General features: G+C 66.6%; 12 protein-coding genes. 5 read left to right on the top strand and 7 right to left on the bottom strand.

Features of this window, described 5'->3' with window-relative positions:
• Nucleotides 1-50: 50 nt before the first annotated feature.
• A complete protein-coding gene (locus tag ACQR13_RS30865) occupies nucleotides 51-353 on the bottom strand; it encodes an ArsR/SmtB family transcription factor (protein ID WP_315754417.1) in 303 nt (100 codons plus the stop codon).
• 55 nt (nucleotides 354-408) lie between these two features.
• Here ACQR13_RS30865 and ACQR13_RS30860 point away from each other — a divergent pair, with 55 nt between their 5' ends.
• Entirely contained in the window at nucleotides 409-1362 is a 954-nt protein-coding gene (locus ACQR13_RS30860; RefSeq protein WP_315754415.1) for a threonine/serine dehydratase, read from the top strand.
• A 61-nt stretch (nucleotides 1363-1423) separates the two neighbouring features.
• Here the strand turns inward: ACQR13_RS30860 and ACQR13_RS30855 are convergent, their stop codons facing one another.
• The 6 genes from ACQR13_RS30855 to ACQR13_RS30830 all read right to left on the bottom strand — a co-directional run bounded on the left by ACQR13_RS30855 (nucleotide 1424) and on the right by ACQR13_RS30830 (nucleotide 10497).
• Nucleotides 1424-3019 carry a gamma-glutamyltransferase gene (locus tag ACQR13_RS30855; RefSeq protein WP_315754412.1) on the bottom strand — a complete coding sequence of 532 codons (1596 nt, stop codon included), beginning with the start codon at nucleotides 3017-3019 and terminating at the stop codon, nucleotides 1424-1426.
• A 137-nt stretch (nucleotides 3020-3156) separates the two neighbouring features.
• Nucleotides 3157-3540: a RidA family protein gene (locus tag ACQR13_RS30850; protein ID WP_315801983.1), complete on the bottom strand. Its 384-nt coding sequence runs from the start codon at nucleotides 3538-3540 to the stop codon at nucleotides 3157-3159.
• 192 nt (nucleotides 3541-3732) lie between these two features.
• Nucleotides 3733-6066, bottom strand: coding sequence for an acetamidase/formamidase family protein (locus ACQR13_RS30845; RefSeq protein ID WP_316184122.1), 2334 nt, complete (start codon nucleotides 6064-6066; stop codon nucleotides 3733-3735).
• A gap of 282 nt (nucleotides 6067-6348) precedes the next feature.
• Nucleotides 6349-7590 carry an acetamidase/formamidase family protein gene (locus ACQR13_RS30840; RefSeq protein WP_315713577.1) on the bottom strand — a complete coding sequence of 414 codons (1242 nt, stop codon included), beginning with the start codon at nucleotides 7588-7590 and terminating at the stop codon, nucleotides 6349-6351.
• 58 nt (nucleotides 7591-7648) lie between these two features.
• Nucleotides 7649-9289 (bottom strand): amino acid ABC transporter permease/ATP-binding protein, encoded by a 1641-nt coding sequence (locus ACQR13_RS30835; protein WP_316193643.1) that lies wholly within the window; start codon nucleotides 9287-9289, stop codon nucleotides 7649-7651.
• A gap of 317 nt (nucleotides 9290-9606) precedes the next feature.
• On the bottom strand, nucleotides 9607-10497 hold the full coding sequence (locus tag ACQR13_RS30830; RefSeq protein WP_315713575.1) for an ABC transporter substrate-binding protein: 891 nt from the start codon (nucleotides 10495-10497) through the stop codon (nucleotides 9607-9609).
• 454 nt (nucleotides 10498-10951) lie between these two features.
• On the opposite strand from ACQR13_RS30830, the gene ACQR13_RS30825 reads away from it, so the two are divergent.
• From ACQR13_RS30825 to ACQR13_RS30810, 4 genes are all read left to right on the top strand, one after another.
• Nucleotides 10952-11776, top strand: a complete 825-nt coding sequence (locus ACQR13_RS30825) for an ABC transporter permease (RefSeq protein WP_316193644.1) — start codon at nucleotides 10952-10954, stop codon at nucleotides 11774-11776.
• Nucleotides 11776-12840 carry an ABC transporter ATP-binding protein gene (locus tag ACQR13_RS30820; RefSeq protein WP_315713573.1) on the top strand — a complete coding sequence of 355 codons (1065 nt, stop codon included), beginning with the start codon at nucleotides 11776-11778 and terminating at the stop codon, nucleotides 12838-12840. The genes ACQR13_RS30825 and ACQR13_RS30820 overlap by 1 nt, the downstream gene beginning before the upstream one ends.
• Nucleotides 12841-12869: 29 nt before the next feature.
• Nucleotides 12870-13901 carry an ABC transporter substrate-binding protein gene (locus tag ACQR13_RS30815; protein ID WP_315754406.1) on the top strand — a complete coding sequence of 344 codons (1032 nt, stop codon included), beginning with the start codon at nucleotides 12870-12872 and terminating at the stop codon, nucleotides 13899-13901.
• 81 nt (nucleotides 13902-13982) lie between these two features.
• Entirely contained in the window at nucleotides 13983-14813 is an 831-nt protein-coding gene (locus tag ACQR13_RS30810; protein ID WP_316193645.1) for an ABC transporter permease, read from the top strand.
• The last annotated feature ends 142 nt before the right edge of the window (nucleotides 14814-14955 follow it).

The raw sequence follows: 14955 nt of genomic DNA, 5'->3' as shown, positions 1-14955 counted from the left end.
GCTGCCGAGCGTCCGCCCAATGAGAGCGTTTGTCACGCCTCTCGCCAGGTCTAGAGTGCGGCGGTGAGCAGGCGTCGCGCTGTCTTGAGGCCTTGTTCGTCGCGCTTGTAGAAGGTCCAGCCCTTGGCGCGCTTGGCCTTCACGAGCCCTGCGGCCGTCAGCACGCGCATGTGCTCGCTAAGCGTCGGTGCCGACACGCTGAGCTTGTCGGCGATGAAGAGCCCGCAGACGCCATCCTTGACCAAGTCACCGTCGCGCTGCGGCGGGAAATGCCGCGCGGGATCACGCAGCCATTCCAGGATCTGCAGCCGCTTGTCGTTGGCCAGGGCGCGAAACACGAGGTCGGGAGCCATTTTGTAACTTTGCCAATTAGCTAAGCTATGTCAAGATGCGCAGGAGAGGTGCGGCATGTCGGAAACGTCCACGGCGTTTACGCGGGAGCGGATCGCCACGACCCACGAACTCATCAGGCCCCATGTCCGGCACACACCGCTGATCACGATCGCGGGCGGCGACGTCGGTCTCTCGGCTCGCCCGTTGCGGCTCAAGCTCGAATTCATGCAGCATGGCGGCTCGTTCAAGGCGCGCGGCGCATTCGCCAATCTCCTGATGCGCGAGGTGCCCGAAGCGGGCGTGGCCGCGGCGTCGGGCGGCAATCACGGCGTCGCGGTGGCGCTGGCAGCCCAGCGTCTCGGCCGCAAGGCGGCGATCTTCGTGCCGAGCATCGCCTCGCCGTCGAAGATCGATCTCATCCGGCGTTGCGGCGCGGATATTCATGTCGGCGGCGATCGCTACGCCGATGCGCTTGCTTCGAGCGAACGGCATGTTGCGGCCACGGGTGCGATGCCGATCCACGCCTTCGACCAGCCCGAGACCATGCTGGGGCAGGGGACGGTCGGCTTGGAGATCGAGCGCGACGCGCCCGAGATCGACACGCTGCTGGTTGCTGTCGGCGGCGGCGGACTGATTGCCGGCATCGCCGCTTGGTATGAGGGGCGCGTCAAGGTTGTGGCGGTGGAACCCGAGGGTGCGCCGACGTTGCGCGACGCGCTGGCGGCAGGGCATCCGGTCGATGCGCCGGCCGGTGGCATCGCCGCTGACAGCCTCGCACCGCGCCGGATCGGCGCGCGGGTGTTTCCCATCGTCCAACGCTTTGCCGCGCCGGATGTCGCGGTCGTCAGCGACGACGCCATCCGCGCCGCGCAGCAAGCGCTCTGGACGGCGTTGCGCATCGTCACCGAGCCCGGCGGAGCCGCGGCCTTTGCCGCGTTGCTGTCCGGCGTTTATCGTCCTGCACCGGCCGAACGCGTCGCGATCTTGATCTGCGGCGCGAACACCACCGCCGTGAATTTCGAGAATTGAGGAAAGGGTCGACGAACTTGCCGTGGTAGGAGCGCGCGACGCGTCGGGCCCCCGGACCTCCTCATCGCTCCGCCACCGCATCGCTCCAGGCGTGGAAGATTTCCGTCGCGCCGCTGTTCACGTCGCCCTGGCGCAGCACGATGCTGGGGCAGGCGAACTTCATCGGCATGGTTTGCACCGGCGCCGGCACGGTCTCGAACTTCGCTGTCAGCACGTCCATCACCTCCGCCGGCAGCCGGGTGTCGGCGCCGACCACGTCACCTTCGCTGGCGTCGATGCGCGGCTGGTGGATCGCCGTATCGAGATCCATGCCAAAGTCCATCACGAAGGACAGCATCTGTGCCACGGCGGGCAGGATGCGGCGGCCGCCGGAGGCGCCGAGGGCGAGGCGACGGCCATCGGCGGCCTGCGCCACCACCGGCGTGTAGTTGGTGAGGCAGCGCTTGCCCGGAGCCAGCGAGTTCGTGGTGCCGGGCGTCGGGTCGAACCACATGATGCCGTTGTTCATCATGATGCCGCTCTGCGGCGCCTGGAATTTCGAGCCGAAGCCCGACAGCAGCGTCTGCGTCACCGCCGCCATGTTGCCGTCGCGGTCCACCACCGAATAGTGCGTGGTGCAGGCCGGCGCGAGATATTCGGCGCCAAGCGCGCGCTTGCCAGGCGCATCGCCCATGTCGTTCAGCCGTTCGCGGTACGCCGACTGCACCGCCTCGGCATAGGCGATGAACGTGCTTGCATCCGGAGCCTTGCCCGATGCCGTCACGCGCGCCTGCATCAGCCGCAGCGCGTGAGCCAGCGTCGGGCCGGCCGTCAGCTCCGGCGTCGCGAACACCGTGCCGCCGCGATAGGGGATGCGCAGGGGATCGCGGACATGCGCCTCGAACGCGGCGAGGTCATCCACCGAGAGCGCGCCGCCGGCGGCCTGGATGTCGCGGGTCAGCGAGCGGGCGATGTCGCCGCGGTAGAAGTCGCGCGCGCCGGCGCTGGCAAGATGTGCCAGCGTCGCCTTCAGCTGCTCCTGCGGCAGCCGCGTCACCGCCTTGGCGCCCCATTGCGGATTCGGCGGCAAGCCATCCTTCAGATAGGCCGCGGCGCTGCCGGGATAGCGGCGCAGGTCGGCGGCGCAGCTCGAGATCATCACGGTGGTCCACCAGTCCACCAGCAAGCCCTCGGCGGCGAGCTTCACGCTCGGCGTGACGAGATCCTGCCACGGCAGCCGCGCGTAGCGGCGATGCGCCGCCTCCATGCCCGCGACGACGCCGGGCACTGCGATCGCGCCGGGGCCGTGCAGATTGCGGTCGTCCTTGACGCGGGGCCAGGGAAAGATGTCTGCCGCGACGCTGCCGTCATTGGCCAGCGGATAGTCCGCGGCATCAAGGCTGTCGGGCGCGCGCATGCCGTAGTCGATCACCTCGACGTGGTTGTCCCTGGCGCGGTACAGCAGCATGGCGCCGCCGCCGCCGAGGCCGCTCATCCACGGCTCGAGCACGCCGAGCGCAAAGCCGGTCGCCACCACGGCATCGACGCAGTCGCCGCCTGCGGCCAGCACCTCGGCCCCGACCTCGGCGGCGCGCCGTGACTGCGCCGCGACAATGCCGCCCTTGCTGGTCACCGCCGGCTTGCGGATCTGCTGACGATTGGAAAACTGATACGGCATGGCACTCCCCGATCCCGCCTGATGGTCCGGCGAATTGACACCGCCGGGCCTCGGCACACAATCGGCAACAGCGGGACGCTCCCCAGCCCGGATCGAATGACGGGGCCTCGCGTTGAGGAGATGTTTACCAATGGGTACTATGGTCTTCGGCAGACCAGATCGATCTCGATCAGCGCGTCATAGGCAAGACCGGTGACGCCGACGCAGGTGCGGGCCGGCAGCCGGTCCGGCGGGAAGAATGAACGATAGGTTTCATTCATCGCCGCGTAATCGCGCTTGAACTCGGTCAGGTAAATCCGAGACATCACAATATGTTCGAGGCCAAGGTTGAGACCTTGGAGGATGTACTTCAAGTTCTGCATCACCGCCTTTGTCTGATCCACGATCCCCTCCGGCAGCACGCCCGGCGCCTCCGGCGAGTCCGGCATCTGGCCGGTGACGAACACGAAGCCGTCGGTTTCGACCGCGTGGCTGAACGGCGCCACCGGCCTGGTCGCACCGGAGATCATGTGGAACTGCATAGGGATGGTCCTTTGTTCGGGGCTTCGCTCGAAACACAACATTAGTCGTCATTGCGAGGAGCGAAGCGACGAAGCAATCCAGGGCCGAGCGTGACGCCCTGGATTGCTTCCGCCTTCGCTCTTCGAGCTTCGGCGGACAAGTCGCTTCGCTCGCAATGACGGAATTCCGGGACGCAGCGATTGGATCGAGAGTCAGCCCGCATCCTCGAACAGCCGCTTGCTCAGGATCGCGTGCACGCCCCAATTGCCGTCGACGACCTGCGTGACGCCGAAGTCCACCGCCGCCGACATCAGCGCGACCGCCTCGTCCTCGCTGAGGCCTTTGATGTGCATCAGGAAGCGGCGCATCTTGCGGAAGGCATCCTTCATCGCGAGGTCGAGCGAGGAGGTCGCGTAGACCTCGCTTTGGCCTTGCGCGCCGAACTCGGCGAGATAGTTCGGGTGGCTGAAGCCGGTCAGCACCCAGTCGGTCGCGGTCTCGATCAGCGGGTAAGAGAGATCGGCGAACGGCTTCCCCGCGAGCTGCGCCTTCTTGTGCAGGATGACCTGGAACGTGCCAGTCATCGAGCATTCGATCGCCGTGCCGCCGAGCTCGCCGTCGCCTTGCGTGGCGTGGGGGTCGCCGACCGACAGCAGCGCGCCGGGAACCGCGACGGGGAGATACACGGTCGCGCCCTTGCCCAGCCGCCAATTGTCAAGATTGCCGCCGAAATAGGACGGCGGAATCGAATCGACGAAGTCGACCTCGCGCGGCGCCACCGCGATCACGCCGAAATGCGGCCGCAGCGGAATGCGGATGTTGTCGAGCACGCCGTGGCGGCGCTTGATGCTGCCGGGCGCCACCGGCACACCGGGATAGTCGTAGGTCGCGTGGACGACTCCGGCCGGATCGGTCTGCGGCTCCCAGCGGTAGGAATAGAGCGCGCGCGCATGCGGCTCGGGATCGCCGGCAAAGATCTCGTAGATCGTCACCGCCTCGCGCGGCGCCGGTGCTGCAATCAGTTCGTTGTAGTGATAGCCCCACCACGCCGCGACGCTGGAGCCGAACACACGGCCTTCATGCGTCCTGCTCTTGCTTGGCCGCGGCACGATGTCGAGGATGCGAACTTCGAGCACGTCGCCGGGCTGCGCGTCCTTGATCGCGACCGGGCCGGTGCAGATGTGGACGCCAAAGCCTTCGCCGGCGCCGCGGCCGAACACGCTGGCGTCCATCGGACCGGCGCCGCGGCGGTCGACGTTCTTCTTGGCCTTGGTCCAGCCGAACACGCTGAGCGCAGCGGCATCGCCTGCGATCATCAGCTCGGGATCATCGGAGGCATGCTGGGTCAGCGTCTCCACCGTGATCGTGTCGCCGGATGCGATTTCGATCTGCGGCGGCAGCGAGCGGCTGAAATAGCCCCAATGCACCCGTTCGGCCGACACCGCGAGATGATGGTGATGCCGCCGCGCATCCTGGTCGTTGGCCGGCGCGGGTAGGGCGATGTCGCTCCTGGTTGACGCCGGCCTCTCGCAGACGCGCTGCTGCGCCAGCGCGTCCTGCGGCCAGCCGCGCTGGCCGCGCGGAGTCGCCGACGTGATCGCCTGCTCGGCCTTCTGCTGCCGGAACTCGCGCGGCGACAGGCCGAAGCGGGCGCGGAAGCTGCGGCTGAAATGTGCCGAATCGGCGAAGCCGTAGCGATAGGCGATCTCCGAGATCGAATGGTTGGCTTCGGCCGGATTGGACAGGTCGGTCCAGGCCCGCTGCAGCCGCCGTTCCCTCACGTAGTGACTGAAATTATCACCAGCGCCTTCGAACAATTTCTGCAGATAGCGCTCTGAGATGCCTTCGGCCTGGGCCACCCGCGCCGGCGTCAGCTCGGCATCGTCGAGCCGCCGCTCGATGGTCTGGCAGATCCGGTGAAGGATCGCGGCCTGCGTCGCGCTGCTGCCGGCCTCCGTTGCCGGCACCGCTTGTTGATGGGCGAGCGTCAGCAGCAGATCGACCAGGCTCTGTGCGACCGTGCTCCATTCGGCATCGCTGAGGGTTTCGAGCGCCCGCGCGGTGGCCTCGATGGTGCGGCAGACCACGTCGGCAAGACCGCTCGGCGCGATCACCTGGGGCCTGGCCAATTTCAGCTTGCCGCTGATGCGGCCATGCAGGGCGTCCGCCGTCACCGACAGCACGATCGCGCGCAGGTCGCGCTGGAAGGCGATCCCCCAGTCTCCCGTGCGCGGCAGCAGCATCAGATGCCCCGCGGGCACGATGCGGTGGCTGTCGCCGCTCCGGAGCACGGCGCCGTCCTCGATCGCCAGCAGCACGATCGGCAGGTCTTCGTGGGGCTGCGGAACCGCAGTGACCACCTGCGCGCCGGCCGACAGCCGCGAGAGCGCGATGCCCGGCGCATGGCGATGCGAGGCGGTGGCATGGCCATCATAGAATGGCGTCTTCGCCGCGGGCTGCAGCCCGACCGCATTCAGCACGTCGCGCCACGCCTCCGGACGCTCGCCCTCGGAATAGGATTCGCTGGTGAACGGACGAAAACTCATGGCACGCCCCGGGTCCGGGAACGCGAAGCAACCCCCGTGCCAGATGAGCTTGACCGTTTGTCGTTTTGGCATCGGCGTTTCGGTGCGCGTCAGTCGTCGGCTCCTGGTGTCGTTGTCGCTGTCGCCGCGCGCGCGGTCTGTTCCCCTCCCCCTTGCGGGGAGGGGTTAGGGGTGGGGGTCCACAGCGGCGGTGTCGCTTGGGGCGCCCCCACCCCGACCCTCCCCCGCAAGCGGGGGAGGGAGCGCACCTTGCGCTGGGCGAGAGGGTGCCCGACGTCGACCTCACTCACACCGGAACACGTTCTTGCGGATCGTGCCATGCACGCCCCAATTGGCGTCCACCACCTGGGTGACGCCGAAATCGGCGCCGACCGACAACAGCGAGATCGCCTCGTCCTCGCTGAGATGATGCACCGTCATCAGGAAGCGGCGCAGCTTGCGGAAGGCGTCGCGCATGGCGCGGTCGAGGCTGGAATGGTTGGCGATCTCGGTCTGCGCATTGGCGCCGAGTTCGGCGAGATAGTTCGGATAGGTGAAGCCGTAGACCGACCAGGCGTCGTTGGTCTCGAGCAGCGGATGTGTGAGGCCTTCGAGCTGGGTGCCGCCGAGATCGTTCTTCTTGTGCAGGATGAACTCGAAGTCGCCGGTGAGCGAGGTCTCGATCGCGGTGCCGCCGAGCTCGCTGTCACCTTGCGCGGCATGAGGATCGCCGACCGAGAAATAGGCGCCGGGCACGGCGACCGGATAGTACATCCGCGCGCCCTTGCCGATGCGCCAGTCGTCGATGTTGCCGCCGGTGTAGCTCGGCGGGATCGAGGACACGTAGTCGGCTTCCGATGGCGCGAGCCCCATCGTGCCAAAATGCAGCCGCGCCGGCACCTTGATGCCCGGCATGATGTTCTCGCGCTTCCTGATCGTCGCGTGGTCGACCGGCACGCCGGGATAGTCGATGGTCGGATGCACAATGCCGTCGGGGTCGGTCTGCGGCGTCCAGACGTAGTTGTAGACCGCCCTGGCGAACGGCTCCCCCGCGGTGTCCAGCTCGTAGATGGTGATGACCTCGCGCGGCTTCGGCTCCTCGATCAGGTCGTGATAGTGAAAGCCCCAATTGGCGGCGGCGTTGGAGCCGAAGCATCTGCCGGCATGGCAGCCGCACTGGCTCGGCCGCGGCCTGATGTCGAGGATGCGCACCTCCAGCACGTCGCCGGGCTCGGCGCTCTCGATCGCAACCGGGCCGGTGAGCAGATGCACGCCGATGCCCTCGCCGGAGCCGCGGATGAACGGGCCTTCGGTCGGGCCGGAGCCGCGCCGCGCGACGGCCTTGTGCTCCCTCGTCCACTTGAACACGCTCTCGGCGCCGGGATCGTCCTTGATCATGCGCTCGTAGTCGTCGTTGGCGTGATGCGTCAGCGTCTCGATCGTGGCGCGGTCGCCGGAGCGCAAGGTGAGAGCCGGTGTCACCACCTTGGAAAAATATCCCCAATGGATGGTCTTCGGGGACACCGGCAGCAGATGGTGCTTCATACAAGGGCCTCATGAAAGATCGGACGCGAGATTGTTGATGTTGACGTGAAGAATGAACTCATGCGACCGCATCCTTCGGCCGCTCGGCGTCCATCACCGAGAGGAAGCGCGCAGTCAGCGGGTGACGCGGATTGGAGAGCACCTCGTGCGCCGGACCCTGCTCGAGAATGACGCCGCCGTTGAGGAAGGCGACGCGGTCGGCGACCTCGTCGGCGAAGCGGATCTGATGCGTGGAAATGATCATGGTGAGCCCATCGTCGATGGCGAGCCGGCGGATCACCTCCAACACCTCGCCCACGAGCTCGGGATCGAGCGCTGAGGTCGGCTCGTCCAGCAGCAGCACGCTCGGGTTCGGCGCCAGCGCGCGGGCAATCGCCACGCGCTGCTGCTGGCCTCCGGACAGATGGCGCGGCAGCGCATCGGCGCGATGCGACAGGCCGACGCGGTCGAGCAGCTCCGCCGCGCGGCGCTCGGCCTCGAAGCGGCCCAGGCCGTGCACCCAGCGCAAGGGACCTGCGACATTTTCCTTCGCGGTGAGATGGCCGAACAGGTTGAACTGCTGGAACACCATGCCGACGCCGACGTTGGCGCGCTCATTGGCGATCGCGCGCGGCGACAGCTTGCGGCCGGCCTCGTCAAAGCCGAGCTTGCGGCCGCCGACGCGGATCTCACCGGAATCCCAGTTCTCCAGGTGATTGATGCAGCGGAGCAGCGTGCTCTTGCCGGAGCCTGAGGGGCCGAGCAGCGCGATCACCTCGCCGATGCGCACGGTGAGATCGAGCCCGTCGAGCACGGTGTGGCCGTCATAGGCCTTGCGCAGCCCGGTGACCTCGACGGCGACATTGTTGCGGGCGACCGTCGCCGCGCGCCTGGCGCGATCCTCGATCGACAGCGCTAGCCGCGGCGTTTCTTTCAGTTCGGCGGGCTCCGGCGGCGCGGCCTCGATGGCAGGGGCTGTTTTCTCGGCGAGTTCCAGCTTCGTCGCGTGGCCGATGCGGCGCCAAGGTAGCAATAGCGCAAGGTAGTCCGCCAGCTTGCGCTGCTTCGCCGTGCGGTCGAGATCGAGCAGCCATTCCAGCGCGAGCTGGATGACGCTGATCGCGCCGGTCAGCACGAGATAGATGAGACCCGAGGCGAAGAAGATCGAGAAGAAGTCGAAGGTGGACGACGCGAGCTGCGTCGAACGCAAGGTCAATTCCTGCACCGCGATGACGGAGGCGAGCGAAGAGTTCTTCAGCGCGCTCACCGCCTCGTTGCCGAAGGCGGGGATCATGGTGCGGATCGCCTGCGGCGCGATGATGCGGCGCATCAGCACTGATGGCGTCATGCCGAGCGCCTGGCCGGCCAGGAGCTGGCCGCGATCGACGCCGAGCACGCCGGAGCGCAGCATCTCGGCGATGAACGGCGCCTCGTTGCAGGCGAGTGCGAGGCCCGCCGCCAGCACCGCCGGCAGCTTGATGCCGATATGCGGCAGCGCGTCGTAGGCGAACACCATCTGCAGGATCAGGGGTGTGCCGCGGAAGATCACGGTGTAGCCGCGTGCGATCGCCGCCAGCAGCCAGAACCGGCTGAGCTGCATGGCCGCGAGGACGAGGCCGAGGATTAGTCCGCCGATCAGGCCGAGCGCGGTGACCTGCAGGGTCAGCTCGATGCCCTGTATCATGTACGGCATGCTGAGATAGTGCAGGAAGAGGGACATGAGGGGGCGGCCTGCTGGATGCGTAGGGTGGGCAAAGGCGCGACGCGCCGTGTCCACCGTGGTGTTCGGGAAGAAATACGGTGGGCACGCTTCGCTTTGCCCGCCCTACGAAGTTGCCTCGCGCACGAGTCGCCAAGTAACTGGTGCGCTCCCTCCCCCCTTGTGGGGCAGGGGTGGGGAGGGGGGTACCCAGCAAAGAGTCATCGTGTGGACCCCACCCCGACCCCTCCCCGCCTAGCGAAGCTCCGCTTCGCGCGGGGGGAGGGGAGCGCAGCGCGCGCGCGGCCGCGGTTCCGCCTTGAGACGATTACGAGGCATTAGTCCGCCGTGAGAATATCCGGCTCCTTGAAGTTCGCCGGATCGAGCTGCCACTTCTTCAGCAGCTCCTGATGGATGCCTTCCTTCTGCACCTCGATCAGCGCGGCCATGACGGCGTCGCGGAACTTCGGCTTGTCCTTGGGAACGGCGATGCCGACCGAATAGGGGATGGTGACCGCGATCGCCTTTTCGAGCTTGTCCGGATAGGCCTTCACCGCCTGGTCGACCGTGTTGACGTCGTTGACATAGGTGTCGGCGCGCCCGGCCAGGATGGCTTGGATACAGTTGGCGTTGTTGTCGTAGAGCTGGATCGTCGGCTCAGGCTTTCCGGCTTCCTTGCATTTCGGCGCGAGATCCTGGATCAGCGGCACCTCGACGTAGCCGGTGTTCTCGGCCGCGGCCGCGCCGCACATCGACAGGTTGATGCCGTTGATGCCCTTCGGGTTGCCCTTGGCGACCAGCACGCCGTCGAACACCTTGGAGTAGGTGATGAAGTCGGCGGCCTTGGCGCGCTCCTTGGTGGCGTAGATGTCGGAGATGACGATGTCGGCCTGGCCGCTCGCCAAGGTCGTCAGCAGCGCGGCGAAGGTCACCGGCTTGTAGGTCAGCTTGAAGCCGAGACAGTCGCCGATGGCCTCGCCGAGATCGATGTCGAAGCCGACATATTTGCTCGGGTCTTTCGGGTCGATCGACTCATAGCCCGGCGTGTGCGGATTGATCGCGTTGACCAGCGTCTTGCCCTTCCAGTCCGGATATTTCTCCTTCAGCGCCGCGCAGCCCGCGGGCGTCGCCGCCTGCGCGTCGATGGGGGCGAGAAGTCCCGCCGCGATGATGGCGCCGAGCGCGGCAAGCCACGCCCGCCGCGCTCCAGTGAATAGCCTCGTCTGCATGTTGCCAGCTCCTTCGAACGATGATGTCGCGCTGGTCCGGCGGTGCATTGGTGCCGTCGCCCCGGTCCAAGCTCGAAGGCAAGCTTAGGTGCGGGCCTGCGCGGATGGCTTGTCCGTGGGCGCACAAAATATTGGATCGTGCCGGTGCAAGAATTGAGCACGCATTGCTCAAATCCGCGCCGTTGCGACGGACCGTCGCGCAGGCGTCAAGTCCGCCTGCTCGGTCCTCGAAGATTCCGAAAGTCGGAAATCGAGCGCGCCGGCGACGGTTTCACGTGCGCACGGGGCTAGCGCCAAGATGGCGCTGCCGCCGCATCACGCGTCAGGATCGCCGCGTCGCTGCGCCCATGCGAATGTGCATTGCGATAACTCGTGGCACAGGCTTGGCGGCAGCGGAGCTGCCGACTACGATGCCGCTGCACAAGTCGCTGATCTGTTTGTTGAGGTGTCTGCAATGCTGTTCCGTTTTACGGGACAAATATCACTCGGCCAATTCGCAGTGCGGACACTGATCGTCGTCGCCTACGCAATCATCTTCGCGCCCGTCGTCATGATCGTCGTGACCAGCTTCTTCGCGCAGGAGATCGTGAGCTTTCCGCCGCCGGGCCTGTCGCTGAAATGGTACGCGAACGCGCTGAGCAAGCCGGAATTTCTGCGTGGCCTCGTGACCAGCTTCCAGGTCGCGCTGCTCGCGACCGCGATCGGCGTGCCCATTGGCACTGCGGCGGCGCTTGCCATCGTGCGGGGCGAGTTCCGTGGCCGCCAGGCGCTGTCGTCGTTCCTGCTGGCGCCGCTGGCCGTGCCCGGCGTCGTCGCCGGCTCCGGCCTCTACATGTTCTATGTGCTCGCCGAGGACCTGCTCGACCGCGACATCAAGGCAACCACGGAAGGCCTCGTCGCCGCGCATACGCTGCTGGCGATTCCGTGGACGGTGCGGCTCGTGGTCGCCAGCCTGCAGGGGCTCGACCGTGCCGCCGAGGAGGCCGCCGCCAATCTCGGCGCCAGCCCGTTCACGGTGTTCCGCCGTATCACCCTGCCGATGATGCGCTCCGGCATCGTCGCGGCGGCGATGTTCTCGTTCATCCAGAGCTTCGAGAATCTCGATCTGTCGATGCTGCTGGTCGGTCCCGGCCGGATCACCTTGCCGGTTGCGATGCTGAACTACCTCGAATTCCGCATCGATCCGACGCTCGCCGCGGTCGCCACTGTGCAGATCGCGCTGGTTGGCATTCTGATGGTGGCGACCGACCGCTTCGTCAAGCTGTCGCGGGTGGTGTGATGGCGCAGCTCACCCTGGAGAAGCTGACCAAGCGCTTCGGCACGTCGATCGGCGTGGAGGGGCTCGATCTCGCCGTCGGCGAGGGCGAGCTGGTCGCGCTGCTCGGACCCTCCGGCTGCGGCAAGACGACGACCTTGCGCATGGTCGCCGGCTTCCTGCCGCCGACCAGTGGCCGCGTGCTGTTCGACCGCGAGGACGTTACGCATCTGCCGGCCTACAAGCGTGCGACCGGCATGGTGTTCCAGTCCTACGCGCTGTTTCCGCACATGAGCGCGGCCGACAATGTCGGCTTTGGCCTGGAGATGCGCGGCATCAGTGCGGCCGAGCGCAAGACGAAGATCGAGGAGGCGCTCAGGCTGGTGCGGCTGTCGCATCTCGCCGACCGGCTGCCGCGGCAATTGTCGGGCGGCCAGCAGCAGCGCGTCGCGCTGGCACGGGCGCTGGTGATCAATCCGCGCATCTTCCTGCTCGACGAGCCGTTGTCCAACCTCGATGCCAAGCTGCGCGCCGAGGTGCGGCTCGAGATCCGCGCGCTGCAGCAGCGGCTCGGCCTGACCACCTTGATGGTGACGCACGACCGCGAGGAGGCGCTGACGATGGCCGACCGCCTCGTGGTCATGGAGGGCGGCCGCGTCCGCCAGATCGGCACACCGCAGGAGCTGTATGATTCGCCCAGGGATGCCTTCGTCGCCGACTTCGTCGGCCGTTGCAACATCCTGGCCGGCCGGCGTGCGGACGCCAATAACTTCCGTACCAGCGCTGGCCTGCTGCTGCCGGTCGATGTCGCCAGCGGCGAGCGCGGTGATGCCGATGCCTTCGCGCTGCGGCCTGAACGCATTGCAGTGGTGGCCGGCGAGTCCGGCGAGGTGCGCGGCCGCGTGCTGGCGATCACCTATATGGGCGCGCAGAGCGAATATGTGGTGGCGATCGGCGACGAGACGCTGGTGGCCGTCAGGCCAACGCCCGACGCGAGCGAGCCGCTGGCAACACTCAAACCGAACGATCCCGTGTCCCTGCAGTGGGACCGCAAGGTCCCGCGTCTCGTGCCGCAGACATCTTCGTAACGCATCCATCCACAGCGAGAGGTTCTCCCATGATTTCGCGACGACATTTTCTCTCCGCCAGCGCCGGCGTCGCCGCGCTGGCCTCCGGCATGCCCACTGCCCGCGCCGAAGGCGGACAGGTCGTGGTCGGCACCTGGGGCGGCGACTACGGTCAGTTGCTCTCCGACATCATCGATAAGCCGATCATGACGCCGAAGGGGTTCGAGATCGTGCAGGACGTCGCCAACGCCGATCCGCGCAAGACCAAGCTGCTGGCCGAGCGGCAGAGTCGCCGCGGCTCGATGGACGTGTCGTGCCTGTCCGACAACGATACCTACATCGTGTCGCAGTCGGACGTGTTCGAAAAGGTCGATGCAGCCCAGGTGAAGCGGCTCGACAAGGTGTTCCCGGAGCTCAAGAGCGACATCGCGATCCCGCACATCTATTCGGCGCAGGTGATCCTCTACAATACCAACCAGGTGAAGACGCCGCCGCAATCCTTCGCCGATCTGTGGGATCCGAAATGGCGCGGCCGCATCGGTCTCGCCGACATCCTCTATCCCAACAACACGCTGGCCGCGGCGCTCGCCGGCGGCGGCGGCGTCAGCAATCTCGATCCGGCCGAGAAGAAGCTGATGGAATGGCGCTCGCTCGACGTGAAGATCTATCCTTCGAACGAGGCGCTGGCGGCGGCGCTGAAGTCGGAGGAGGTCTGGATCACCACGATGTGGCTTGCCCGCGGCTTCATGTGGAAGAAGTCCGGCATTCCGCTCGCCCATGTCGTGCCGAAGGAAGGCACGCCGGCGATCGTGTTCCAGGCCGCGGTGCCGAAGAACGCCAAGAACAAGGCCGGCGGTTTCGCCTATCTCGACGCGATGCTGGACGCCAAGGCGCAAGGCGGCTTCGCCGACAAGATGGGCTATGTCCCGACGGTCACCGATGCGCCGCTGCCGGAGGATCTCGCCAAGCAGGTCAGCCTGACCGAGGCCGAGCGCGCGCGGCTGCTGAAGCCGGATTATGCCTACGCCGCCGGGCGTGCGCAGCGCACGCTCGACTTCTGGAACAAGGAGTTCAAGGCCTGAGCCTCAAAACCTCGCTCCTGCGGCACCGGCCGCAGGAGCACGCGGCCGATGCGCCGCTTATCTGCAATCGGAGCTCGCGCGATGGCGCTGCTGGTCGTTCCTGCCTGTCTGCTGGTCCTGGCGCTGCTGGTCGGGCCGATGATCCTGATGTTCCGGATCTCGCTCAACCAGTTCAGCCCGACCCAGCTGATGGTGCAGGCGCTGTCGCCGGACAACTACGTCAAGGCCGCGACCGATCCGTACTACCAGCAGATCATCCTGGCCACGCTGGGCATCGCGCTGCTGTGTACTTTGCTCACGCTGATTCTCGCCTTTCCGGCGGCCTATTGGCTCGGCCGCATGGAGAGCCGCTGGAAGAGCCTGGTCGTCATCGCGACCCTGTTTCCGCTGCTGGTCGGCAATGTCGTGCGCTCGGCCGGCTGGATGGCGCTGTTCGCGCGCGACGGGCTCGTCAACACGGTTCTGATGAAGCTCGGCCTGATCTCCACGCCGCTGGAGATCATGTACACGACCAAGGCGGTCATCATCGGCATCATCGCCGTCGTGCTGCCCTACATGATCCTGACGCTGTCCGCGGTCATCGAGAGCATCCCCCGCGACCTCGAATATGCCGCCGCCAATCTCGGCGCCTCAGGCGCGCGCGTGTTCTGGCGGGTGATCCTGCCGCTGTCGGGTCCCGGCGTCGCCGCCGGCTCGATCCTGGTGTTCGTTTTGTGCATGAACACCTATGCAACGGCGGTGCTTCTCGGCGGCCCGCGATTCAAGATGATGGCGCCTGCCGTGTACGACCAGTTCGTGCGCGGCAACAACTGGCCGATGGGCGCCGCCCTCGCCTTCATGCTGCTGGCGGTGACCATGGCCTTCACGGTGTTCGGCAGCGTGGCGTTCGCGCGGAAGTACAGGGCGGGGTGACGGTAGACGCCGTCATTGCGAGAAGCGCAGCGACGAAGCAATCCAGACTTGCTTCCTGGCCCTGGATTGCTTTGCTCCGCTCGCAATGACGGGAAGACGATGCGTAGGGTGGGCAAAGGCGCGCAGCGCTGTGCCCACCATC

The organism is Bradyrhizobium sp. HKCCYLRH3059, from assembly GCF_051168035.1.
Lineage (GTDB): Bacteria > Pseudomonadota > Alphaproteobacteria > Rhizobiales > Xanthobacteraceae > Bradyrhizobium.
This window is presented reverse-complemented; position numbering and strand designations above follow the sequence as displayed.